Genomic DNA, 23,163 nt, shown 5'->3' with positions numbered 1-23,163 from the left:
GCAGGACTTAAGGAAATCGAACAATGGAAACACTGACCACGCTGAAGATCGCTCACATCGTCGCCACGGTATTGCTGTTGGCGGGCGCCCTGGGGCTGGCCATCTGGGTCTGGCGCACGCGCCGCAACGGCGATGCCACGGCGGCGGCTCGTACGCTGCAACGCCCGCGGCTGTTCATCTGGTTGGTGATGATCCTTGCACTGGCGAGCCTTCCATTCACGGGCTGGTGGATGGTGCACCAGGTCGGCTGGCCACTGGGGCAGACCTGGTTGCTGGCTTCCAGCGTGCTCTACACCTTGGCGGCACTGGCGGGGTTCTGGCTGGTGGTGCGGCTGAACAAGTTGCGCAAGGCGCCGGGAGGTAGCGGTAGGTTTACCTTTGCCTTGGCGTTGTTCAGCGTTGCCTGTTTTATCGCCATTGCGGGGTTGATGGGGGCCAAGCCGGTTTAAAGGTTTAGACCGCGCTGACCTCATCGCGAGCAGGCTCGCTCCCACACTGGATTTGCGTTGTTTACAAAATCCCTGTGGGAGCGAGCCTGCTCGCGATAGCCCTATCAGCCGCGCAACGAAATCACCGGCCAACCACGTCTTTCGGCCTCGGCCCGCAGATTCGGATCCGGATCCACCGCCACCGGATGCGTCACCACCTCCAGCAACGGCAAGTCGTTCATCGAATCACTGTAGAAATAGCTGCCGTCGAGCGAATGCCCGGTCTCTTCCAGCCAACGGTTCAACCGGGTCACCTTGCCCTCGCGAAAACACGGGATGTCGGTGCTGCGCCCGCTGTAGCGCCCGTCAATCATCTCGCACTCGGTGGCGATCAGGGTTTCCACACCCAGGCGTTCGGCAATCGGCCCGGTGACAAAACGGTTGGTGGCGGTGATGATCACCAGCTTATCGCCAGCGGCGCGGTGCTTTTCCAGCAATTCGACGGCCTGGGGCAACACGATTGGCTCGATGCAGTCGCGCATGTAGTCCAGGTGCCACTGCGCCAGCACGTGCATTTCGGTCCGACCGAGGATTTCCAGGCAAAAGTTCAGGTACTCGGCGTTGTCGAGCTTGCCGGCCAGGTAATCCTGGTAGAACTCGTCGTTGCGTGCCTTGTAAGTGACAGCATCCAGGAAACCGCGCTCGCACAGGTAATCGCCCCACGCGTGATCGCTGTCGCCGCCCAGCAATGTGTTGTCCAAGTCGAATAAAGCCAGCCGCATTGCAGTTACTCGCTGAAAAATCTGAAGAAAGGCGTCCAGAATACGTACTTTTCACAAGAGTGCACATAAGCTAGGCGGGCTCGTTGCTGCTTTCACAACCTTTGTGGAACAATGCGGCGACATGCGTTTGCGAGGTTGTTGCCGTGATCGACCCCGATGGTTTCCGCCCCAATGTGGGGATCATTCTTACGAATGATGCAGGGCAGGTGCTATGGGCTCGCCGTATCAATCAAGACGCCTGGCAGTTTCCCCAGGGCGGGATCAACCCCCAGGAGACGCCGGAAGAGGCCTTGTACCGCGAGTTGAACGAAGAAGTGGGGCTTGAGCGAGAAGATGTCGAAATACTCGCCTGCACCCGAGGCTGGTTGCGCTATCGTTTGCCGCAACGCCTGGTCCGCACGCACAGCCAACCGCTGTGTATCGGCCAGAAGCAGAAATGGTTTCTCCTGCGCCTGATCTCCAACGAGCAACGGGTGCGGATGGATTTGACCGGTAAACCGGAGTTCGATGGCTGGCGCTGGGTCAGCTATTGGTATCCGTTGGGCCAGGTGGTGACATTCAAGCGCGAAGTGTATCGACGCGCTCTCAAAGAGCTTGCCCCGCGCCTGCTGACGCGCGACTGACGACGGAGTTCGACCCCGAGCCATGCTCAATACGCTGCGCAAGATCGTCCAGGAAGTTAACTCCGCCAAGGATCTCAAGGCGGCGTTGGGGATTATTGTATTGCGCGTCAAAGAGGCCATGGGCAGCCAGGTCTGCTCGGTCTACCTGCTGGACCCCGAGACCAACCGTTTTGTGCTGATGGCCACCGAGGGCTTGAACAAGCGCTCGATCGGCAAGGTCAGCATGGCGCCCAATGAAGGTCTGGTCGGCCTGGTCGGCACGCGCGAAGAACCCCTGAACCTCGAAAACGCCGCGGATCACCCGCGCTATCGTTACTTTGCCGAAACCGGGGAAGAACGCTACGCCTCGTTCCTCGGCGCACCGATCATCCACCACCGCCGCGTTGTCGGCGTATTGGTCATCCAGCAAAAAGAGCGCCGCCAGTTCGACGAGGGGGAAGAAGCCTTCCTCGTGACCATGAGCGCGCAACTGGCCGGGGTTATCGCCCACGCCGAGGCCACCGGCTCGATCAGCGGCCTGGGTCGCCAGGGCAAGGGTATCCAGGAAGCCAAGTTCGTCGGCGTACCGGGCTCACCGGGCGCGGCGGTGGGCACGGCGGTGGTCATGCTGCCGCCCGCCGACCTCGACGTGGTGCCGGACAAGGCCATCACCGACATCGATGCCGAGCTGGGCTTGTTCAAGACCGCCATCGAAGGCGTACGGGCCGACATGCGCGCCCTGTCGGCCAAGCTGGCGACGCAGCTGCGGCCTGAAGAGCGCGCGCTGTTCGACGTCTACCTGATGATGCTCGACGACGCCTCCCTGGGCAGCGAAGTGACCACCGTCATCAAGACCGGCCAGTGGGCCCAGGGCGCGCTGCGCCAGGTGGTGACCGACCACGTCAACCGTTTCGAACTGATGGACGACGCCTACCTGCGCGAGCGTGCCTCCGACGTCAAGGACCTTGGCCGCCGGTTGCTGGCCTATTTGCAGCAGGAACGCCAGCAGACCCTGGTCTACCCCGATAACACCATCCTCGTCAGCGAAGAGCTGACCCCGGCCATGCTCGGCGAAGTGCCGGAAGGCAAGCTGGCGGGGCTGGTCTCGGTATTGGGCTCGGGCAACTCCCACGTGGCGATCCTGGCCCGGGCCATGGGCATCCCGACGGTGATGGGCCTGGTGGACCTGCCGTACTCCAAGGTCGACGGCATCCAGATGATCGTCGATGGCTACCACGGCGAGGTCTACACCAACCCCAGCGACGTGCTGCGCAAGCAGTTCGCCGATGTGGTGGAGGAAGAGAAACAACTGTCCCTGGGCCTGGACGCGCTGCGGGACCTGCCTTGCGTGACCCTCGACGGCCACCGTATGCCGCTGTGGGTCAACACCGGCCTGCTGGCCGACGTGGCCCGGGCACAGAAACGTGGCGCCGAGGGTGTGGGCCTGTACCGCACCGAAGTGCCGTTCATGATCAACCAGCGCTTCCCGAGTGAAAAGGAACAGCTGGCGATCTACCGCGAACAACTGGCCGCGTTCCACCCGCAACCGGTGACCATGCGCAGCCTGGACATCGGCGGCGACAAGTCCCTGTCCTACTTCCCGATCAAGGAAGACAACCCGTTCCTCGGTTGGCGCGGCATTCGCGTGACCCTCGATCATCCGGAAATCTTCCTGGTCCAGGCCCGCGCCATGCTCAAGGCCAGCGAAGGCCTGAACAACCTGCGCATCCTGTTGCCGATGATCTCCGGCACCCATGAACTGGAAGAAGCCCTGCACCTGATCCACCGGGCCTGGGGCGAAGTGCGCGACGAAGGCACCGACGTGCCGATGCCGCCGGTGGGCGTGATGATCGAGATTCCGGCAGCGGTGTACCAGACCAAGGAACTGGCGCGGCAGGTGGACTTCCTGTCGGTGGGTTCCAACGACCTGACCCAGTACCTGCTGGCCGTGGACCGCAACAACCCACGGGTCGCCGATCTGTACGATTACCTGCACCCGGCCGTGCTGCAAGCCTTGCAGAACGTGGTGCGTGACGCCCATGCCGAAGGCAAGCCGGTGAGCATCTGCGGCGAAATGGCCGGTGACCCGGCAGCGGCGGTGCTGCTGATGGCGATGGGTTTCGACAGCCTGTCGATGAACGCCACCAACCTGCCGAAAGTGAAGTGGATGCTGCGCCAGATCAACCTCAGCAAGGCCCAGGAGTTGCTGGCCGAGGTGATGACCATCGACAACCCGCAGGTGATCCACAGCTCCTTGCAATTGGCACTGAAGAACCTTGGGTTGGCGCGGATGATCAATCCGGCGTCGAACAAAACCCTCTGAACCTGTAGCGCCCCTATCGCGAGCAGGCTCGCTCCCACAGGGGATCTCGGTTGTTCACACAATATGTGTTCACCGCCGATCCACAGTGGGAGCGAGCCTGCTCGCGATAGGGCCAGACCTGACACCACAAAGCTAGACCCTGACCTCGACCTCCCCCAAATGCCCCCCATGCGGCCCGAAACTGCGCTCGACCATATGCCGTGTCCCATCGGCATGGACAATCAACGCCGTGCTCGCCCGCGTCCCATAAGCCGGGCTGGCGATGAACACGCTCGACAACAGCATCTCGGTCGCCAGCCCAACGCCCGTATCCGGCAGCTCAGCCACCGGGGCGGGTTGCGGGTCGTTCAGCAGCGCCAATAGCGCCTGGGGCTGCGGATCGTCCAGCACCTCGGCCAGCGCCGCCCGGGCCTTGAGCAGCTTGGGCCATGGCGTGTTCAGCCCGGCGTTCGACAAACCATAGACGCCTTCGGCCAGTCGCTGTGGCCGAATATCACGGGCGTTGTGGTGCCAGAGCTCGGAGCCATCGCCGAGCAGCAGGTTGAACCCGCCATACTCGCTGGCGCGGGGCACGACTTCGCTCAAGTACTCGGCAATCGAGAGATTTCCGGTCAGGAACCGCGCCACCAGCTCACCGCGAGACTTGAATGCCGGCAACTGGCCCGGGTCACGGATGTTGGTCAGGGCGGCAAAGCGACCCTCGGCGCCAACGCCAAGCCAGGTGCCGCCGGCCTCCAGGTCGCGACCAGCGTGGACCTGGGGCGCGTCAGGCCACTGGGCCAGGGGCAAGGTCGGCCGGGCGTAGAACTCGTCGCGGTTGGCCGCCACGATCAATGGCTGGGCGTGGCCGGGGCGCCAGGCAAATACGATCAGGCACATCAGGTAATCCCGTTAACAATGCCAATCGGTTGAAAGAATAAAGCCAGACACAGTTTTTGTGGGAGGCACTGTGTGGGAGCAAAGCTTGCTCGCGAAACAGGCGCCTCGATTTCTGAAAGACCGTAGCGCCGCCATCGCGGGCAAGCCTTGCTCCCACAAAGCGGGGCGGGGCGACGTTTCGCTAAATCCCCTCGCCACAAGGTTTCGTGCCAAATGCTGTGATCACTCTACCCAGACATCGCCGCCACATCCATCGCCTTCAGTAGAGCCCAAGGCCCTGGATCCGTTACCATGCCGCTCTTATTTCGGGATGGGCGGGGAGACGCTGGTGGAATTTTTGCTCTATCTGCTGCTCGGCGCCTGCGCCGGCGTGCTGGCCGGGTTGTTCGGCGTGGGGGGCGGGATCATCATCGTCCCGGTGCTGGTGTTCAGTTTCACCTTGCAAGGCTTCGACCCGCAGGTATTGACGCACCTGGCCGTCGGCACCTCGCTGGCGTCGATCATCTTCACTTCGGTCAACGCCGTACGCGAGCATCAGCGCAAGGGCGCGGTGCGCTGGCCAGTGTTCGCCTGGATGACCGTCGGCATCCTGATCGGTGCCGGTTTTGGCGCGATCACCGCCGAAGCGATTTCCGGCCCGCACCTGCAGAGGATCATCGGCGTGTTCGCCCTGGTCGTCGCCGCGCAATTGGCCCTGGATCTCAAGCCCAAGGCCAGCCGTACGGTGCCGGGCAAGGGCGGCCTGACCTTGGCCGGCACGGTGATCGGCTGGGCCTCGGCGATCTTCGGCATTGGCGGCGGTTCGCTGACCGTGCCGTTCCTGACCTGGCGCAGCGTGCCGATGCAGCAAGCGGTCGCGACGTCATCGGCTTGCGGGCTGCCCATCGCCGTGGTCAGCGCATTAAGTTTCATGATTCTGGGCTGGCACGATCCGTTGTTGCCGGCCCATAGTCTCGGTTTTGTGTATTTGCCGGCGCTGCTGGGCATCGCCTTGACCAGCATGGTCTTCGCCCGTTTCGGTGCGCGGCTGGCCCATCGTCTGTCGCCGCGCTTGCTCAAACGGCTGTTCGCCGCTTTGCTGTTCTGCGTCGGCTTGAGTTTCCTGTTCTGACGCAATCCTGGCTTAATCCCGAGGTGGCAGCGTCGCCCGGGTATTTTTGACGTTTACGAGGAATATCAATGCTGCCTTACCCGCAGATCGATCCGGTAGCCCTGGCCATCGGCCCGCTGAAAATCCACTGGTACGGCCTGATGTACCTGGTCGGCATCGGCGGCGCCTGGCTGCTGGCGTCGCGCCGGCTCAACCGTTTCGACCCGACCTGGAACAAGGAAAAGCTCTCCGACCTGGTGTTCTGGCTATCCATGGGCGTGATCGTCGGCGGGCGCCTGGGCTACGTGCTGTTCTACGACCTGAGCGCCTACCTGGCCAACCCGACGCTGATCTTCGAGGTCTGGAAGGGCGGCATGTCGTTCCACGGCGGGTTCATTGGCGTGATGCTGGCGGCGTTGTGGTTCGGCAAGCGCAACAACAAGTCGTTTTTCGAGCTGATGGACTTCGTCGCGCCGATGGTGCCGATTGGCCTGGGCGCCGGGCGCATCGGCAACTTCATCAACGCCGAGTTGTGGGGCAAGCCGACCGACGTGCCGTGGGCGATGATCTTCCCGCCGTTCAGTGACCCGGCACAGTTGCCGCGCCATCCGTCGCAGCTGTACCAGTTCGCCCTCGAAGGCGTGGCACTATTCCTGATCCTCTGGCTGTTCTCGCGCAAGCCGCGTCCGACCATGGCGGTATCGGGTATGTTTGCCCTTTTTTACGGCATCTTCCGCTTCATCGTTGAGTTCGTCCGCGTCCCGGACGCCCAGCTCGGCTATCTGGCGTGGAACTGGCTGACCATGGGCCAGGTGCTATGCCTGCCGATGATCGTCGGCGGCTTGGCCCTGATCTGGCTGGCCTATCATCGCGCGCCAGCTGCGACGGCCAAGGTTTAAAATTCGAACCCCGGGGCGCTGGCCTCGGGTTCAAGGACACAGGTAATCCATGAAGCAATATCTCGATCTGGTGGCCGACGTCATCGAGCACGGCACCCGACAAGCCAACCGCACGGGCGTAAATACCATAAGCCTCCCAGGCGCCATGCTGCGATATGACCTCAAGCAAGGCTTCCCGGCCATTACCACCCGCAAAATGGCTTTCAAATCGGCCATCGGCGAGATGTGTGGTTTTCTCCGTGGAATCAACAACGCCGCTGAATTCCGCGCCCTGGGCTGCAAGGTCTGGGACCAGAACGCCAACGAAAATGCCCAGTGGCTGGCCAACCCGTTCCGCCAGGGCGAAGACGACCTGGGCGAGATCTACGGTGTGCAATGGCGCAAATGGCCGGCCTACAAACAGATCCCTTTGAGCAACCCGGCGGCCATCGAGCAAACCCTGGCCCAAGGCTACCGGCAAATCGCCGAAGGCGAAGAAAACGGCCAGGCCTACGTGGTGCTCTACAAGGCGATCGACCAGGTTCGCCAGTGCGTCGACACCATCATCAAGGACCCGGGCAGCCGCCGTATCCTGTTCCACGGCTGGAACTGCGCCCAGCTCGATGAAATGGCCCTGCCGCCGTGCCATCTGCTCTACCAGTTCCACCCGAATGTCGAGACCAGGGAAATTTCCCTGACCCTCTACATCCGCTCCAACGACCTGGGCCTGGGCACGCCGTTCAACCTCACCGAAGGCGCCGCGCTGCTGAGCCTGATCGGCCGCCTGACCGGCTACACACCGCGCTGGTTCACCTATTTCATCGGTGATGCCCACGTCTACGAAAACCACCTGGACATGCTCAAGGAACAGCTCAGGCGCGAGCCGTTCCCGATGCCGAAACTGGTGATTTCCGAGCGCGTGCCGGAGTTCGCCAAGACCGGTGTGTACCAGCCTGAATGGCTGGAACTCGTGGAGCCGAGCGACTTCTCCCTCGAAGGCTACCAGCACCACGCGCCGATGACTGCGCCGATGGCGGTCTAAAAGAATCCCACCATCCCCTTGTGTGCGGGCCCCGTGGGAGCAAAGCTTGCTCGCGACGAACGATAACGCGATCTACTGACGGATCGAGGTGTTTCCATCGCGAGCAAGCTTTGCTCCCACAGGCTCACCCATAGGCCGTTCTGTGTATTCGGATTGGCAGCAAGGGCTTAATGCCCATGACTCCTACCCACATGTGAATGCTCCACCTCCGGCGCCACCGCCCCGCTCACCTCCAGGCGCTGCAAGATCCCGCATTGATCCAGGTCCGGCCCTTCGCCACAGCGATGGCGCAGGTCGATCAGTTGTGTCTGCAAGGCCAACAGGCCATCGATGCGAGCCTTCACGTGCTGAATGTGTTCGTCGATCAGCGCGTTGACGCTTTCGCACTGGTCCTGGGGGCTGTCGCGCAGGGCCAGGAGGCTGCGGATTTCTTCCAGGGTCATGTCCAGGGTGCGGCAGTTGCGGATGAACGTCAGCCGCTCGGCATGGGCCTGGGTATAGACGCGGTAATTGCCATCGCTGCGGGCCGGTTCCGGCAGCAGGCCTTCGCGCTCGTAATAACGGATGGTCTCGACCTGGCAGTCGGTGATTTTCGCCAGTTCTCCGATCTTCATGGTGCGGCCTCCCAAATAGGTGCTTGACCCTATAGTGGCTACAGGGTCTTTACTGCGCAACAGGCACTTTTCACGGACGTACCCGATGAGCGACTCCCTCCATATCCACAAACCCGCCCACGACCATGACCACGGGCATTCCTGCTGCGCGTCGAAAGCGGCACCGGCGGTGGTCAACCTCGGCAAGACGCCGACGGACGGTGCGCGGTTGAGCAGTTTTCGCATCGAAGCCATGGACTGCCCCACCGAACAGACGCTGATCCAGAACAAGCTCGGCAAGCTCGAAGGCGTGCAGCAACTGGAATTCAACCTGATCAACCGCGTGCTGGGCGTGACCCACGATTTGCCCAGCGACGCACCAATCATCAAGGCCATCGAGTCCCTGGGGATGCAGGCCGACCCACTGACCCCGGGCCAGAAACCAGAAACCAACGACCTGCCCGCCCCAGCCAAGCCCTGGTGGCCGCTGGCGTTGTCCGGCGTGACAGCCCTGGGCGCCGAGGTGATTCACTTCACCAACGCCGCGCCAAACTGGGTGGTCGCGCTGATGGCGTTGGTGTCGATCCTCAGCGGCGGCCTGGGTACGTACAAGAAGGGTTGGATCGCCCTGAAGAACCGCAACCTGAACATCAATGCGCTGATGAGCATCGCCGTGACCGGTGCGGTGTTGATCGGCCAATGGCCGGAAGCGGCGATGGTGATGTTCCTGTTCACCGTGGCCGAACTGATCGAAGCCAAATCCCTGGACCGGGCGCGCAATGCTATCGGCGGCCTGATGCAAATGGCCCCGGAGCAAGCCACCGTGCAACAAGCCGATGGCAGTTGGCAGGTACAGGCGGTCAAGGCTATCGCCCTCGGCGCGCGCGTGCGAGTGCGCCCCGGCGAGCGCGTGGGCCTGGACGGTGACGTGGTCGCCGGACGCTCCACCATCGATCAGGCACCGATCACCGGCGAAAGCCTGCCGGTGGAAAAAACCGTCGGCGACAAAGTATTCGCCGGCACCATCAACCAGGCCGGCGAACTGGAGTACACCGTGACCGCGGCGGCCGATCACTCCACCCTGGCGCGGATCATCCACGCCGTGGAACAGGCCCAGGGCTCACGCGCGCCGACCCAGCGCTTCGTCGATCAGTTCTCGAAAATCTACACCCCGGCGGTGTTCATCCTGGCCTTGGCCGTGGCCGTCATCCCACCGCTGTTCATGGGCGCGGCATGGTTCGACTGGATCTACCGGGCGCTGGTGCTGCTGGTGGTGGCCTGCCCGTGCGCACTGGTGATTTCCACACCCGTGACCATCGTCAGCGGCCTCGCCGCCGCGGCGCGCAAAGGCATCCTGGTCAAAGGCGGCGTGTACCTGGAGGGCGGCTACAAGCTCGACTACCTGGCCTTGGACAAGACCGGCACGCTCACCCACGGCAAGCCGGTGCAAACCGACTATGTGGCGCTGGACCCCACCGTGGAAAGCACCGCCCCGGCCCTCGCCGCCAGCCTCGCCGCGCGCTCCGACCATCCGGTTTCCCGAGCGATTGCCCACGCAGCTGTGGATAAGCATCTGGCACAGCAGGTTGTGGATAACTTCGAGGCGCTGGCGGGGCGCGGCGTTCGCGGCGACATCGGTGGCCAGACCTATCACCTGGGCAATCATCGCCTGGTGGAGGACCTGGGCCTGTGCTCTCCCGAGCTGGAAGAAAAACTCTTCGCCCTGGAAAAACAAGGCAAGTCCGTGGTGCTGCTGCTCGACAGTACAGGCCCCTTGGCGCTGTTTGCCGTGGCGGACACCGTTAAGGATTCCAGCCGCGAAGCCATTCGGGAGCTGCATGACCTGGGCATCAAGACCCTGATGCTCACTGGCGATAACGTCCACACCGCTGAAGCGATCGCCGCCCAGGTGGGCATGGATCAGGCCCGCGGCGATTTGTTGCCGGAGGACAAGCTGCAAGCCATCGAAGACTTGTACACCCTGGGTCACCGCGTCGGCATGGTCGGCGACGGCATCAACGACGCACCGGCCCTGGCCCGCGCGGAAATCGGCTTCGCCATGGCGGCGGCCGGCACCGACACGGCCATCGAAACCGCTGATGTGGCGTTGATGGACGATGATCTGCGCAAGATCCCAGCCTTCATTCGCCTGTCGCGGCAGACTTCAAGCATCCTGAAACAGAACATTGCCCTGGCGTTGGTCATCAAGGCGATCTTCCTTGGGGTGACCTTCGCCGGCTTCGCCACCATGTGGATGGCGGTGTTTGCCGACATGGGGGTGAGTTTGCTGGTGGTGTTCAATGGGTTGCGGTTGTTGCGTAAATAAGAAGTCTTAGGTGGCTGGACGGGCCCTATCGCGAGCAAGCTTTGCTCCCACAGTTGGCGCTTTGTGAATACAGCGTTTTGAACTCACAGCAGATCTGCTGTGGGAGCAAAGCTTGCTCGCGATGGGCTGCACAGCAGCCCCAAAAAACAAGATCAATCACGCTTGGGCTCGCGAATCTTGTACCAGGCCACATACAGCGCCGGCAGGAACAGCAATGTCAGCAGGGTGGCGATGATGATCCCGCCAATCATCGCGTAGGCCATCGGCCCCCAGAACACTTCCCGGGCAATCGGGATCATCCCCAGGCTCGCCGCGGCCGCCGTCAGCAGGATCGGCCGGCGCCGGTGTTCGGTGGCCTCCACCACCGCATCCCAGGGCTCGTAGCCGTCACGTTCATACTCGTCGATCTGGGTCACCAGGATCACCGAGTTACGGATGATGATGCCGATCAACGCGAGGATCCCGAGGATCGCCACGAAACCCATGGGCGTGCCCGTCGGCACCAGCGCCAGCACCACGCCTATCAAGCCCAGGGGCGCGACGCTGGCCACCAGGAACAGTTTCTGCACGCTGTGCAGCTGGATCATCAGGAAGGTCGCCATCAAGAACAGCATCAGCGGCACGACACTGGCGATCGGCCCCTGGGCCTTGCTGCTCTCTTCCACCGTACCACCGGTGGCGACTTTGTAGCCCACCGGCAGGCCAGCGGCGAACTTGTCGATGGCCGGTTGCAGCTGCTTGACCAGGTCGGTGGGCTGGATTTCATCGCGCACCGCCGCCTTGATGGTGATGGTCGGTTTGCGGTCGCGACGCCACACCAGCGGCTGCTCCAGTTCATAGCCCACCGTGGCGAACGCCAGCAGCGGGATCGAGGTGCCGCTCGGGGTGACGATCTGCAGGTTTTGCAGGGTTTCCGGTGAGCCGCGTTCGGCGTCTTCGGCCCGGCCCACCACATTGATCAAGTAGATATCGTCATCGACCTGGGTCACTGGAGACCCGCTGACGATGCTGTTCATCAGCCTGGCCACGTCATCGGAAGACAAGCCCAGTTGCCGCGCCTTGTCCTGGGCGATGTCGATGCGCAGCACCTTGCCCGGCTCGTTCCAGTCGTAAATGATTTCGCCGATGTGCGAGTTCTTGTCCAGTTCGGTAGCCAGCTCGATCGCATGCTTGCGCACCTGGTCGATGTCCTTGCCGCTGACCCGGTACTGGATCGGCCGCCCCACCGGCGGGCCCATTTCCAGGGCCTGCACGTAGCTGCCGATGCCGACGAAGTCTTCACGCAGGCGCTTTTGCAGGCGTTCGGTGAGGGCAGTGCGCGACTCCAGGCCTTTACTGACGATCACCAGTTGCGCGTAGTACGGGTTCTGCAATTGCTGGTCCAGCGGCAGGTAGAAACGAATGGCGCCTTCGCCGATGTAAGTGCTCCAGCGCTCGATGTCCGGGTCGCCCTTGAGGCTCGCCTCCAAGCGATCGACGACCTTGCGGGTCTCATCCATCGAGGCGTTTTGCGGCAGGTTGAGGTCCACCAGGATTTCCGGCCGGTCCGAGGACGGGAAGAACTGGTTCTGCACAAAGCGCATGCAAAACACCGCCAGCACGAACAGCAGCACGGTGATGCCAATGGCCCACCAGCGATTGCGCATCGCCCACAGCAGGCCACCGTTGAAGGCCCGGCCGATCCGACCCGGCTCGGCGCTGTGGGGTTTCACGTTGGTGCTGAGGATGTGCACGCCAATCACCGGGGCGAAGAGCACCGCGACGATCCACGACACCAGCATTGCCACGGCGATCACCGCGAACAGGGTAAAGGTGTACTCACCGGCGGAACTGGCGTTCAGGCCAATGGGCACGAAACCGGCCACGGTCACCAGGGTCCCGGTGAGCATCGGGAACGCGGTCGAGGTATAGGCGAACGTCGCGGCCTGGTCCTTGCTGTCGCCTTTTTCCAGGCGCGTGACCATCATCTCCACGGTGATCATCGCGTCATCCACCAGCAGGCCGAGGGCGATGATCAAGGCGCCGAGGGAAATCCGCTGCATGGTGATGCCGCTGTACTCCATGAACAGGAAGACCATCGCCAGCACCAGCGGAATCGAGCAGGCCACCACCAGCCCGGCCCGTATGCCGAGACTGACGAAGCTGACGAGCAGGACGATGATCACCGCCTCGAACAAGGCGCTGGTGAAGCCACCGACCGCCTCCTCCACCACTTCGGCCTGGTCCGACACGGTATGCACGCCAACGCCCACTGGCAGGTCAGCGGTCAGCTCGCTCATGCGCGCATGCAACGCCTTGCCGAAATCCTGGATGTTGCCGCCCTTCTTCATCGCGATAGCCAGGCCGATGGCTGGCGTGCCATTGAAACGGAACATCGGTGTGGCGGGGTCGACGTAGCCGCGACGGATGTCGGCGATGTCGGCCAGTCGATAGAAGCGGTCATTGAGCCGCAGGTTGACGTTGGCCAGGTCCTTTTCCGACTGGAATTGCCCGGACGTGCGCACGGAAATCCGCTCGGGCCCGGCGTCGATGACCCCGGCAGGCGTGACCGCGTTCTGCGATTGCAGGCTCTGCACCACCTGGCGTTGATCGATGCCCAGGGCCGCGAGTTTGCGCGTGGAGAAGTTCAGGTACAGCACTTCGTCCTGCTCGCCCACCATCTCGACCTTGCCCAGGCCCGGTACGTCACGGATCTCGGCGCGCACCTGTTCCACGTAGTCACGCAACTGGCGCATCGACAAACCATCGCCGGTGAAGGCATACACCGAGCCGTACACGTCGCCGAATTCGTCATTGAAACCAGGCCCCTGCAGGCCGTCAGGGAAATCGCCGCGAATGTCGTTGATCTTCTTGCGCACCTGGTACCAGATCTCGGGAATTTCCTTGGCCCCGGTGGTATCGCGCAGGTACACGAACACCGTCGATTCTCCCGGACGGGTGTAACTCTTGACGTAGTCGAGGGAGTCGAGTTCTTCGAGTTTCTTCTCGATGCGATCAGTGACCTGCTTGAGGGTTTCCTCCTGGGTCGCACCGGGCCAACGGGTCTGGATAACCATGGTCTTGATGGTGAACGACGGGTCTTCTTCGCGCCCCAGGTTCATGTACGAAAACACGCCCATCAACAGCGCAACGAACATCAGGTACCAGACGAACGACTGATGCCGCAGGGCCCATTCGGACAGGTTGAAAGGCCCTTTCATCGTGCGTCCTCATCGAGTTTCACTTTCTGCCCCGGCTGGAGGCTGTTCACACCAGCGCTGACCACGCGGTCGCCAGCCTTGATGCCGTTGGCCACCAGCACCGAGTCGGCCGAACGTTCGAGAATCCGCACGTCACGGGGCGAGACTGTCTGGTTCTGCGGGTCGACCAACCAGATGCGGGCCTTGCCGTCGACTTCTTGCAGCGCGCTGAGTGGCAGCTCGATGCGTGGCTCGATGGTCGAACTCAGGGTCACGCTGATCGCCGTGCCCAGGCGAAAGCCGGGTGGTGTATCGGCCAGCGTCAGGCGCGCGCGACGGGTACGGGTGGCACTCTGGGCCTGGGGTTCGATCTCGCGCACGGTGGCGGTGGTATGAATGCTCGGGTCCAATTGCGCGGCGACCTCGAACACCACGTCCGCGGGCAGGCGTTCGACCAACCCGGCCGGCAGGTCGATCACCGCTTCCTTGATGTCCGGACGGGCCAGGGTCACCACTTGCTGGCCGGCGGTGACCACCTGCCCGGCTTCGGCATTCCAGGCCGTGACGATCGCGTCGTGGTCGGTGCGCAGCTCGCTGTAGTTGAGTTGGTCGCGGGCCTGCTCCACCGAGGCGCGGGCCTGTTCAAGGGACGCGCCAGTGGTTTTCAAGTCGGTCTGGGCGATGTCCAACTGCGCCTGGGCGCCGACGCCACGGTCGAACAATTGTTGCTGGCGACGGGCATTGGCCTGGGCATTGATGTACTGCGCCTCGATCCGCGCCAGGTCGCCCTGGGCGGCGCGCAACTGGTTCTGCTGGTCGGTGGGATCGAGGGTGGCGAGCAGGTCGCCTTTCTTCACTTCGGCGCCGACATCGACATTGCGGCTGGCGATCCGCCCCGGCACACGGAAGCCCACGTTGCTCTCGTAACGCGCCTGGATATTGCCGGCAAACCGTCCAAGCGCCTGTTGGTCGAGGGCCCGGACCTCGACGGACAACACCGGACGCACCGGTTCGGGCGGTGCTTCCTCCTTGGAACAGGCGGCCAGCAAGAGTCCGGCCGAGATCATCCACAAACGCTTCATGGCTGGGCTCCCGGCGTGGATTTTTCATGGGTGTTTTCAGCGATCTCGACGCGTACGCCGGGGTGCAGCAATTGCCCGCCGGCGGTGACGATTTTCTCGCCGCCCTTGAGGCCGTCGCTGATGATGACCTTGCCGGTCAGGTAGCGGCCGACCGTCACCGTATGCAACTGCGCCTTGCCTTCACCGTCCACCAGCCACACGGCCGGGTCGCTGAGGTTCTTGGTCAGGGCCGACCAAGGCAGTTCGAAGGCAGTCTTGCCGGCGGACTTGGCCGTGGCGCTGACCACCGACCCCAGGCGCATGCCTTCGGGTAAATCATTGAGGGTGACCTTGACCTGCACCGTGCCGGTCTGGGCAGACACCGCCGGGGTGATCTCGCGTACCGTACCAGTGGTCTTGATGGCGGGGTTATCCAGCAAACTGATAGTGATGGCAGGATCCGACGGCGGTTCGCTCAACAGCGATTCGTAGATGTTGAACACCGCGTCGCGTTCGCCGTCCCGGGCCAGGCTGAAGATCGGCTCCGTGGCCTGCACCACCTGGCCGACTTCAGCCTGGCGCGCGGTGATGATGCCCGGTGCCTCGGCAATCAGTGCGGTGTAGCTCAGTTGTTCACGAGCGTTGGCCAGTTGGGCCTGGGCGGCGGTCAGCGCACTCTGGCTGCTGCGCAGTTGGGCCTGGGCCGCGTCATATTCGCTCTGGCTGGTATAGCCCTTGGGCAGGAGTTTCTGCTGGCGCACGAAGGCCGCCGCACTCTGCTTGACCCGCGCCTGCTCGGCGGCCACCTGGGCCTCGGCGGAGTCGACATTGGTCTGCAAGTCGCGGGGATCGAGCCGGGCCAGTATTTGCCGGGCCGAGACTCGGTCGCCGACATCGACCTTGCGCTCGATGATCTTGCCGCCCACACGAAACGACAGGTCGGCCTGTACACGCGCCTGGACATCGCCAGTCAGGGTCACCGAGGCGGCGTATTCGCTGGGCACGGCTTGCTGCACAAAGACCCGTGGCAGGGCTTTTTCCGCAGGCTTTTCATCACCGCATCCGGCCAGTAGCGCGCAAAGGCCCAGGCCAACTACCAGTTTGATTCGGGGACCAGCCATGCAGACTCCTATGCGCTGTACGGACGTACCAGTGACGATACGACTGTGAGCTTAGAACAGGGTTCAACGAATACAATGGATGCCGCAGATCAGGCACACTGATCGCCTCCCTGTAGGAGCCTGCGCATGCTCAAGACCCTGGCGGTGGCCAATTATCGATCCATCAACAAACTGGTCATCCCCCTGGGCCGGCTGAACCTGATCACCGGCCCCAACGGCAGCGGCAAGTCCAATCTGTACCGAGCCCTGCGCCTGTTGGCCGAGACGGCCCAGGGTGGAGTGGTCAACGCCCTGGCCCGCGAAGGCGGACTGGACTCGACCTTCTGGGCCGGCCCGGAAGAAATCAGCCGCCGCATGCGCAACGGCGAGGTGCCGGTCCAGGCAGTTGTGCGCCAGGGCACCAAGCGCTTGCGCCTGGGATTCGCCGGTGAAGACTTCAGCTATTCGATTGCCTTGGGCCTGCCGGAACCCAGTCTTTCAGCGTTTTCGCTGGATCCGGAGATCAAGCGTGAATGCATCTGGGCCGGTCCGGTGTTTCGGCCGGCCAGCCTGCTGGTGGATCGCAACGGGCCGATGATCCGTGCCCGCGAAGGCCGTTCATGGGATGTGCTGGCCCAGCACACGCCGACCTTCGACAGCCTGTTCGACCAGGTCGGCAGCCTGCGCACTTCGCCGGAGGTCCTGCAGATGCGCGAGTTCATTCGTCGCTGGCGCTTCTACGACCATTTCCGCAGCGACGCCGACGCGCCAGTGCGCCAACCGCAACTGGGCACCCGCACGCCGGTACTGCACCACGACGGACGCGACCTGGCCGCCGCCCTGCAGACCATCCTTGAAATCGGTGACGTCGAGGCCTTGCATGCCGCCATCGGCGACGCGTTCCCCGGCGCCCACCTGCACATCGAGAAACTGCAAGGCGGACGTTTCGCCATCGCGTTCCAACAGCACGGCCTGCTGCGGCCGCTATCCGCCGCCGAACTGTCCGACGGAACCCTGCGCTATCTGTTACTGGTGGCCGCCCTGCTCACCCCGCGCCCACCCTCGCTGATGGTGCTCAACGAACCGGAAACCAGCTTGCACCCGGATCTGTTGCCGGCCTTGGCGCGGTTGATCATCCGCGCTTCAGCCAATTGCCAGGTCTGGGTGGTGTCCCACGCCACGCGCCTGATCGCCGCACTGGAGCAGGATGAGGACTGCAATTGCATCGTGCTGGAAAAGGAGCTTGGACAGACCGGGATTGTCGGGCAGCGGGCGCTGGATGAACCGGCTTGGCATTGGCCGGATTAATCAGCGCCAGATAAACCGAATCGCGAGCAGGCTCGCTCCCACAGGGGGAATGGTGCTCGACCGCAAATCTTCAGCCCTCCGCCGGCCAATGTGGGAGCGAGCCTGCTCGCGATGCGGTCCTTGAGGCGCTGCAACTGTCAGGAAATCAACCCTGCCATTTGCCACCCTCGACAATCACGCTCTCAGGCTTGGTGTCATCGCTCAATTCCTTGCGCACGTACTGGTCGTACAGCTTGAGCAGGTATTTCTCTTCACCCAGCTTCGCCAACTCGGCATTGACCCAATCACGCAGCTCGACATTGCCCTTCTTCACCGCCGGCGCAATCGGCGCTTCGGCGCCCAGTGTCTGCGCCAGCACGCGATAACCCGGGTTCTGCTTGGCCCAACTGAACAGCACCAGGTTGTCCTGGGCATAGGCGTCGCCACGACCGTTGGCCAGGGCTTGCAAGGACTCGGAGTTCTTCTCGAACTTGAGCAGTTTCCAATCCGGGTGATTCTTGGTCAGCCAGATATCCGCCGTGGTGCCGGTGGTGACGATGGTGGTACGGGTCGCCAGGTCATCGAGGCTTTTCACTTCGCTGGCCTGTGGCACCAGTGCCTGCACGGCGACTTTCAGATTCGGGTTGGTGAACTCCACCGCTTCCTTGCGCTCCGGGGTCACGGTCATGTTGGCCAGGATCAGGTCGACCTTGTCACTTTGCAGGAACGGAATCCGGCTCGCCGGCTCGACCGCGACGAACTCGACCTTGTTTTCATCGCCGAGCAGGTCCTTGGCGAATCGACGGCCAATGTCGGTATCGAAGCCGACATAACGCCCGGCCTCATCGACGAAGCCAAACGGTGGCTTGTCGGTGAAGACCCCGACGATCAATTTGTCCCGCGCCTTGATTTTGTCCAGGTAGCTGGCCGGCGCGGTGCTTTGGCTGGCGGTTTTCGGCTTTGGCGGTTCTTCGGTTTTATTGCAGCCGGCCAGCAGTGCAAGACCGAGCAGCGGCAGTAGCAGCAGAGAAGACTTGGCAGTTTTCATGACAGTTGCAGTTCCTTTGTTTGAGTCGTTTTGGGTAGTGCGGCGACGTAGGAGAACTTCTCCAGGAACTGCTGCGCTCGTGCGGTTTGCGGGTTCGTAAAGAAAATCTCGGGAGGGTTTTGTTCAAGGATTCGCCCAGCATCCATGAACACAATGCGGTCAGCCACGGCCCGGGCGAAGGCCATTTCGTGGGTGACGATCAACAGCGTCATGCCTTCGCGGGCCAGGCCCTGGATGACCTCCAGCACTTCCTTGACCATTTCCGGGTCGAGGGCGGCGGTGACCTCGTCGAACAACATGACCTTGGGGTTCATGCACAGCGAGCGAACGATAGCGATGCGTTGCTGCTGGCCGCCGGAGAGCTGGCGTGGAAAGGCATCGCGCTTGTCCAGCAAGCCCACCCGGGCCAGCAGGGCTTCGGCCTGGTCGCGCGCTTCGCGGCGGTCGCGTTTCTGTACTTTGACCGGGCCGAGCAGCAGGTTATCGAGCACGCTCATGTGCGGGAACAGGTGGTAGCTCTGGAACACCATGCCGATCCGCTGTCGTACTTCACGCCAGTCGGTGCCCTTGTCCAGCAACTCGCGACCGGCGAATCTCAGGCTGCCGCTGTGGGCCGCTTCCAGCCCATTGAGGCAACGCAGCAAGGTACTTTTGCCGCACCCACTGGGGCCGAGGACGACGATCACTTCGCCGGCCTTCACTTGCAGGTCGATGCCGTCCAGCACCTGCTGCTCGCCGAAAAACTTGTTGAAACCCTTGAACTCGATCAATGCGCTCATGCTTGCGTCCAGCGCCGCTCCAGCACGCGCGAGGCGGCCGAGAGCGGGTAGCAGATGAAAAAGAAAAACAGGAATAGCGCGCCGTAGATCAGCACGGATTCATAGGTACGCTCGATGATCTGCTGGCCGACCTTGATCACATCCACCACGCCGATCAGCACGGCCAGGGAGCTGGTCTTGATGATGCGCGTGTAGACGTTGATGGTTGGCGGCGTCATGCGTTTGAGCGCTTGCGGCAGCAGTACATGGCCGTAGAGTTGCGGACCGTTCAGGCCAATGGACAAGCCCGCCTCGCGCTGGCCGCGCGGCAACGAATGCAAGGCTCCGCGCACCACTTCCCCGACTTCACTGGCGCCCCACAACGACAGCACCAGCACCGCGCACCAAAAACTTGGAAGGCTCAGGCCGAAAAAGATCGGCAGGCCGAAGAACAGCAAATACAACCAGACCAGCACCGGGATCGCCCGGAACAATTCCAGGTAGACCCGCAGGACGACGTCCAGCCACTTCACGCCCAACGTACGCAACACGCCGTAAAGCACGCCGCCAACGGTGCTGATGGCGATGCTCAGCAAGGAAATCGACAGGGTTTGCGCAGCGCCCTTGCCCAGTTGCGGCAACGACACCCACAACAATTCAAGACCCGAACTGGCCATGCTGGAGCCTCCTTTCCAGACGGCTGAGCAGCAGCGACAACGGCAAAAACAGCAGCACGCAAATCAGCGTCAGCACGGCGAGCATTTCGTAGGTCTTGTAATAGAGCGCGATGTAGCTTTTGGTGGTGTAGAGAATCTCCGGCACCGCTACGGCCGAGACCACGGTGGTCTCCTTCAGCAGGAAAATGAAGTTGGCGAACAGCGATGGCAGGCTGAGGATCCCGGCCTGCGGCAGGATCACGTAGCGCAACAACTGCCCATGGGACAGCCCGATGGAGCGACCGGATTCCAATTGCGCCTGGGGCACCGCGTCCACACCCGCACGCAGCACTTCCGTGAGGTAGGCACCGCCCAGGAACGTCATGGTAATGATCGCCGCCGCAAACCCCGAGACCTTGATACCCAACGCCGGCAAGGCAAAGTAGACGAAGAACAGCTGGATGAGCAGCGGCGTGTTGCGCGCCAGTTCCACATACAGCCCCACCAGGCGTTGCAGGTAAGGTGTGCGCGACACCAGGATCGTTGCGTTGACCAGCGCCACCAGCAGCGATGTGGCGATGGCGATAAGGCCGACCTGCAACGTCACGCCCACGGCCTTGAGAAACGCCGGGAGGGTGCTGAGGATAAAAGCGTAATCGAAGTTCATTGAACATCCTGGACGCCGCTCGGTAAGCGGCGGTAGTGCGGTCCATGGGCAGCGGATAGCTGCTCGGCAGGAGCTGACTTTAAAGGTATAAGAAGCGCAATTTAAATACCGTTAAAGCATATTGATATCACACAAAAAACTATTCCCTCGATTTGCCGCGATGGGCAAAGCCGACTATTTTTCTTTGCGTCGCAGGGAGGACTTTTGTCCGAAATCCCCGAACCATTACAAGGAAGAAGACATGGCTGACGTAAAAGTGCCGCAGCGACTGGAACCGCAGGAAATACTGAAATTGTTGGTGGCGTTGCGCAGGGCGTTGAAGACCAGGGTGGCCTGACAACTAGTGTGGCGAGGGGATTTATCCCCTCGCCACAGGACAGGTTCGACTCGTCTCAAATAAATAACCTCCCCCCACGGGATCTCGAGCACAAAAAAACGCCGACGCTGTATCAGCCGTCGGCGCTTGAAACCGTGAAAGGGTTTAGCGCACCAATCAGAACGCCGGCAGTACCGCGCCGCTGTATTTCTTCTCGATGAACGCCTTCACTTCCGGGCTGGTCAAGGCCTTGGCCAGTTTCTGGATGGCCGGGCTGTCCTTGTTGTCCGGACGGGCTACCAGGAAGTTGACGTAAGGCGAATCCGCACCTTCGATCACCAAGGCATCCTTGGCCGGGTTAAGACCCGCTTCCAGGGCATAGTTGGTGTTGATTAGGTCCAGGTCGACCTGGTCCAGCACACGCGGCAGCATGGCCGATTCCAGTTCCTTGAACTTGAAATTGTGCGGGTTCTTGGCGATATCTTTCGGAGTCGCCAAAGCGTTTTTCGGGTCTTTCAACTCGATCAGGCCAGCCTTTTGCAGCAGGATCAGGGCACGGCCGCTGTTACTGCCTTCGTTGGGCAGCGCGATGGTCGCGCCGTTTGGCAGATCAGCCAGCTTCTTGTACTTCTTCGAGTAGCCGCCGAACGGTTCGACGTGAACGCCGATCACGGTCACCAGGTTGGTGCCTTTACCTTCGTTGAAGTTTTTCAGGTACGGCAGGGTCTGGAAGTAGTTGGCATCCAGGCGCTTCTGGTCAACCTGGACGTTGGGCTGGACGTAGTCGGTGAAGACCTTGATCTCCAAGTCAACACCTTCTTTGGCCAGGGCTGGCTTGATCAGTTCAAGGATCTCGGCGTGAGGCACCGGGGTAGCCGCCACTACCAGTTTTTCCGCGGCCTGGGCCAGGCCCGAGGTCAGGGCTGCCGCCAATGCGGTGAACAACAGAACCTTTTTCATGCAGTGTCCTTATCGAAAATCACTGTCGTCATGGACGACGGCCAAATGTGGGAGTGCCAGTGAAGTGCTATCGCTGGCGTGAGGCGGACAATACCGATATTTTTTATTCCTTAACAATATCTTTTATTCAAGTTCATATTCATTTTACTCATATAGAAAAACACCACTTTGTGGCAAGGGGATTTATCCCCTCGCCACAATTCCGGTGTTCTCTATAGCGCTTGGCTCAACTGATTGAGCAGCGCCTTGAGGGCCGTGCGCTCGGCGGCCGTGCCTTGTGCAACGACCTGCGCCACCTGGCGGTCGATCGATTCCAGGGCCGATGACTGGGACGGCAAATTCAAGTGCTCCGGCAAGATTTCATCCCCCGTGCTCACCAGCAACGCGAAGTGAATGACGTTTTCCAGCTCACGGGTATTGCCCGGCCAACTGTGCTGTTCAAGGGCATGCTGTGCCGCCTCGCTGATCAGCGGCACGCTGAGGCCGAGCCGCTGGCTATAGATGCCCAGGAAATATTCGGCCAGGGACAGGATATCGCCCACCCGCTCGCGCAGGGCCGGCAGCTCGAGCTGGCCTTCGCCAAGGTAGTGGTAGAGCCGTTCGTGGAATTTCCCGGCCGCCACCGCTTGGGCCAGATCGATGCTGGTGGCTGCCACCAGACGGACATCCACCGGGCTGGGCTGATGTGCACCAACACGGGTGACTTCGTGGTTTTCCAGGGCCGCCAGCAACTTGATCTGGATTGGCAGTGGCAGATCACCGATCTCATCCAGGTAAAGGGTGCCACCATTGGCCGAACCAAACCAACCGGCCCGGCTGCTGGCCGAGCCGCTGTAGCTGCCGGCGGCATAGCCGAACAGTTCGGCGTCGGCGTAGGTCGGGCTGATGGCGCCGCAATTGACCGAGACGAACAACCCTCCGCGATCACTTGCGCGATGGATATGCCGGGCAAGCAGCTCCTTGCCGCTCCCGGTTTCGCCACGTATCAGCACCGAGATCGCACGCGGCGCCAATTGCTCCAACTCCTGGCGCAACTGCCGCGAACGGGGGTCGACAAACACCAGCGCCTTGGCGCGAATGCTCAGGGGGCTTTTTTCCGCATCGGGAAAGGTCAGCAATGGCTGGCCGAAGGTTTCATGCAAACTCATGGCAGGCTCCCGCCCCAGACCGCCGGGAGACGGGGGGCGC

At 62.1% G+C, this 23,163-nt stretch carries 20 protein-coding genes; 8 read left to right on the top strand and 12 right to left on the bottom strand.

All coding sequences use genetic code 11. The features are described from left to right. Positions 1-23: 23 nt before the first annotated feature. Positions 24-449, top strand: a complete 426-nt coding sequence (locus PSH86_RS01445; RefSeq protein WP_163855766.1) for a DUF2269 family protein — start codon at positions 24-26, stop codon at positions 447-449. Positions 450-553: 104 nt separating this feature from the next. On the opposite strand, the gene PSH86_RS01440 is transcribed toward PSH86_RS01445, so the two are convergent. Further along, positions 554-1,210: an HAD family phosphatase gene (locus PSH86_RS01440; RefSeq protein WP_305487295.1), complete on the bottom strand. Its 657-nt coding sequence runs from the start codon at positions 1,208-1,210 to the stop codon at positions 554-556. A 143-nt stretch (positions 1,211-1,353) separates the two neighbouring features. Here PSH86_RS01440 and PSH86_RS01435 point away from each other — a divergent pair, with 143 nt between their 5' ends. Next, a complete protein-coding gene (locus PSH86_RS01435; protein ID WP_003186867.1) occupies positions 1,354-1,833 on the top strand; it encodes an RNA pyrophosphohydrolase in 480 nt (159 codons plus the stop codon). 22 nt (positions 1,834-1,855) lie between these two features. Continuing rightward, on the top strand, positions 1,856-4,135 hold the full coding sequence (gene ptsP, locus PSH86_RS01430) for a phosphoenolpyruvate--protein phosphotransferase (protein ID WP_116833926.1): 2,280 nt from the start codon (positions 1,856-1,858) through the stop codon (positions 4,133-4,135). Positions 4,136-4,267: 132 nt separating this feature from the next. Here ptsP and PSH86_RS01425 read toward each other — a convergent pair whose 3' ends face one another. Then, positions 4,268-5,014: an NRDE family protein gene (locus PSH86_RS01425; RefSeq protein WP_109751887.1), complete on the bottom strand. Its 747-nt coding sequence runs from the start codon at positions 5,012-5,014 to the stop codon at positions 4,268-4,270. A 328-nt stretch (positions 5,015-5,342) separates the two neighbouring features. On the opposite strand from PSH86_RS01425, the gene PSH86_RS01420 reads away from it, so the two are divergent. From PSH86_RS01420 to PSH86_RS01410, 3 genes are all read left to right on the top strand, one after another. After that, positions 5,343-6,125 carry a sulfite exporter TauE/SafE family protein gene (locus PSH86_RS01420; RefSeq protein WP_109752344.1) on the top strand — a complete coding sequence of 261 codons (783 nt, stop codon included), beginning with the start codon at positions 5,343-5,345 and terminating at the stop codon, positions 6,123-6,125. Between the two features lie 68 nt (positions 6,126-6,193). Next, positions 6,194-7,003 (top strand): prolipoprotein diacylglyceryl transferase, encoded by an 810-nt coding sequence (gene lgt / locus PSH86_RS01415; protein WP_163855770.1) that lies wholly within the window; start codon positions 6,194-6,196, stop codon positions 7,001-7,003. Between the two features lie 49 nt (positions 7,004-7,052). Then, positions 7,053-8,024 carry a thymidylate synthase gene (locus PSH86_RS01410; RefSeq protein ID WP_163855772.1) on the top strand — a complete coding sequence of 324 codons (972 nt, stop codon included), beginning with the start codon at positions 7,053-7,055 and terminating at the stop codon, positions 8,022-8,024. 167 nt (positions 8,025-8,191) lie between these two features. Here PSH86_RS01410 and cadR read toward each other — a convergent pair whose 3' ends face one another. Then, positions 8,192-8,638 (bottom strand): Cd(II)/Pb(II)-responsive transcriptional regulator, encoded by a 447-nt coding sequence (gene cadR / locus PSH86_RS01405; RefSeq protein WP_003196623.1) that lies wholly within the window; start codon positions 8,636-8,638, stop codon positions 8,192-8,194. 85 nt (positions 8,639-8,723) lie between these two features. On the opposite strand from cadR, the gene PSH86_RS01400 reads away from it, so the two are divergent. Continuing rightward, positions 8,724-10,943, top strand: a complete 2,220-nt coding sequence (locus tag PSH86_RS01400; protein ID WP_163855776.1) for a heavy metal translocating P-type ATPase — start codon at positions 8,724-8,726, stop codon at positions 10,941-10,943. A 152-nt stretch (positions 10,944-11,095) separates the two neighbouring features. Here the strand turns inward: PSH86_RS01400 and PSH86_RS01395 are convergent, their stop codons facing one another. From PSH86_RS01395 to PSH86_RS01385, 3 genes are read right to left on the bottom strand one after another with little or no spacing between them, the layout of a single operon-like run. Beyond that, positions 11,096-14,143 carry an efflux RND transporter permease subunit gene (locus PSH86_RS01395; RefSeq protein ID WP_116833923.1) on the bottom strand — a complete coding sequence of 1,016 codons (3,048 nt, stop codon included), beginning with the start codon at positions 14,141-14,143 and terminating at the stop codon, positions 11,096-11,098. Further along, positions 14,140-15,204, bottom strand: coding sequence for an efflux RND transporter periplasmic adaptor subunit (locus PSH86_RS01390; RefSeq protein WP_109751883.1), 1,065 nt, complete (start codon positions 15,202-15,204; stop codon positions 14,140-14,142). The genes PSH86_RS01395 and PSH86_RS01390 overlap by 4 nt, the downstream gene beginning before the upstream one ends. Continuing rightward, the gene (locus PSH86_RS01385) at positions 15,201-16,304 is read right to left on the bottom strand and encodes an efflux RND transporter periplasmic adaptor subunit (protein ID WP_109751882.1); all 1,104 of its coding nucleotides are present in this window, start codon (positions 16,302-16,304) and stop codon (positions 15,201-15,203) included. Before PSH86_RS01385 ends, PSH86_RS01390 begins: the two co-directional genes overlap by 4 nt. Before the next feature lie 126 nt (positions 16,305-16,430). Between PSH86_RS01385 and PSH86_RS01380 the strand changes: the two genes are divergently transcribed. Then, positions 16,431-17,591: an AAA family ATPase gene (locus PSH86_RS01380; protein WP_116833921.1), complete on the top strand. Its 1,161-nt coding sequence runs from the start codon at positions 16,431-16,433 to the stop codon at positions 17,589-17,591. A gap of 145 nt (positions 17,592-17,736) precedes the next feature. Here the strand turns inward: PSH86_RS01380 and PSH86_RS01375 are convergent, their stop codons facing one another. The 6 genes from PSH86_RS01375 to PSH86_RS01350 all read right to left on the bottom strand — a co-directional run bounded on the left by PSH86_RS01375 (position 17,737) and on the right by PSH86_RS01350 (position 23,123). Next, on the bottom strand, positions 17,737-18,618 hold the full coding sequence (locus PSH86_RS01375) for a transporter substrate-binding domain-containing protein (RefSeq protein ID WP_109751880.1): 882 nt from the start codon (positions 18,616-18,618) through the stop codon (positions 17,737-17,739). After that, positions 18,615-19,397, bottom strand: a complete 783-nt coding sequence (locus PSH86_RS01370) for an amino acid ABC transporter ATP-binding protein (RefSeq protein ID WP_116833920.1) — start codon at positions 19,395-19,397, stop codon at positions 18,615-18,617. Before PSH86_RS01370 ends, PSH86_RS01375 begins: the two co-directional genes overlap by 4 nt. Next, positions 19,394-20,053, bottom strand: coding sequence for an amino acid ABC transporter permease (locus tag PSH86_RS01365; RefSeq protein ID WP_109751878.1), 660 nt, complete (start codon positions 20,051-20,053; stop codon positions 19,394-19,396). The genes PSH86_RS01370 and PSH86_RS01365 overlap by 4 nt, the downstream gene beginning before the upstream one ends. Then, complete coding sequence (locus tag PSH86_RS01360; RefSeq protein ID WP_092446076.1) at positions 20,034-20,699, bottom strand: amino acid ABC transporter permease; 666 nt, start codon at positions 20,697-20,699, stop codon at positions 20,034-20,036. Before PSH86_RS01360 ends, PSH86_RS01365 begins: the two co-directional genes overlap by 20 nt. A gap of 493 nt (positions 20,700-21,192) precedes the next feature. Continuing rightward, a complete protein-coding gene (locus PSH86_RS01355) occupies positions 21,193-21,975 on the bottom strand; it encodes a MetQ/NlpA family ABC transporter substrate-binding protein (RefSeq protein ID WP_109751877.1) in 783 nt (260 codons plus the stop codon). A gap of 212 nt (positions 21,976-22,187) precedes the next feature. Then, complete coding sequence (locus PSH86_RS01350) at positions 22,188-23,123, bottom strand: sigma 54-interacting transcriptional regulator (RefSeq protein ID WP_109751876.1); 936 nt, start codon at positions 23,121-23,123, stop codon at positions 22,188-22,190. Between the last annotated feature and the right edge of the window lie 40 nt (positions 23,124-23,163).

Origin of the sequence: Pseudomonas sp. FP2300, assembly GCF_030687595.1 — a bacterium.
GTDB lineage: Bacteria > Pseudomonadota > Gammaproteobacteria > Pseudomonadales > Pseudomonadaceae > Aquipseudomonas > Aquipseudomonas bijieensis.
The sequence above is the reverse complement of the archived record's forward strand: the minus strand, read 5'-3'. Positions and strand labels throughout refer to the sequence as shown.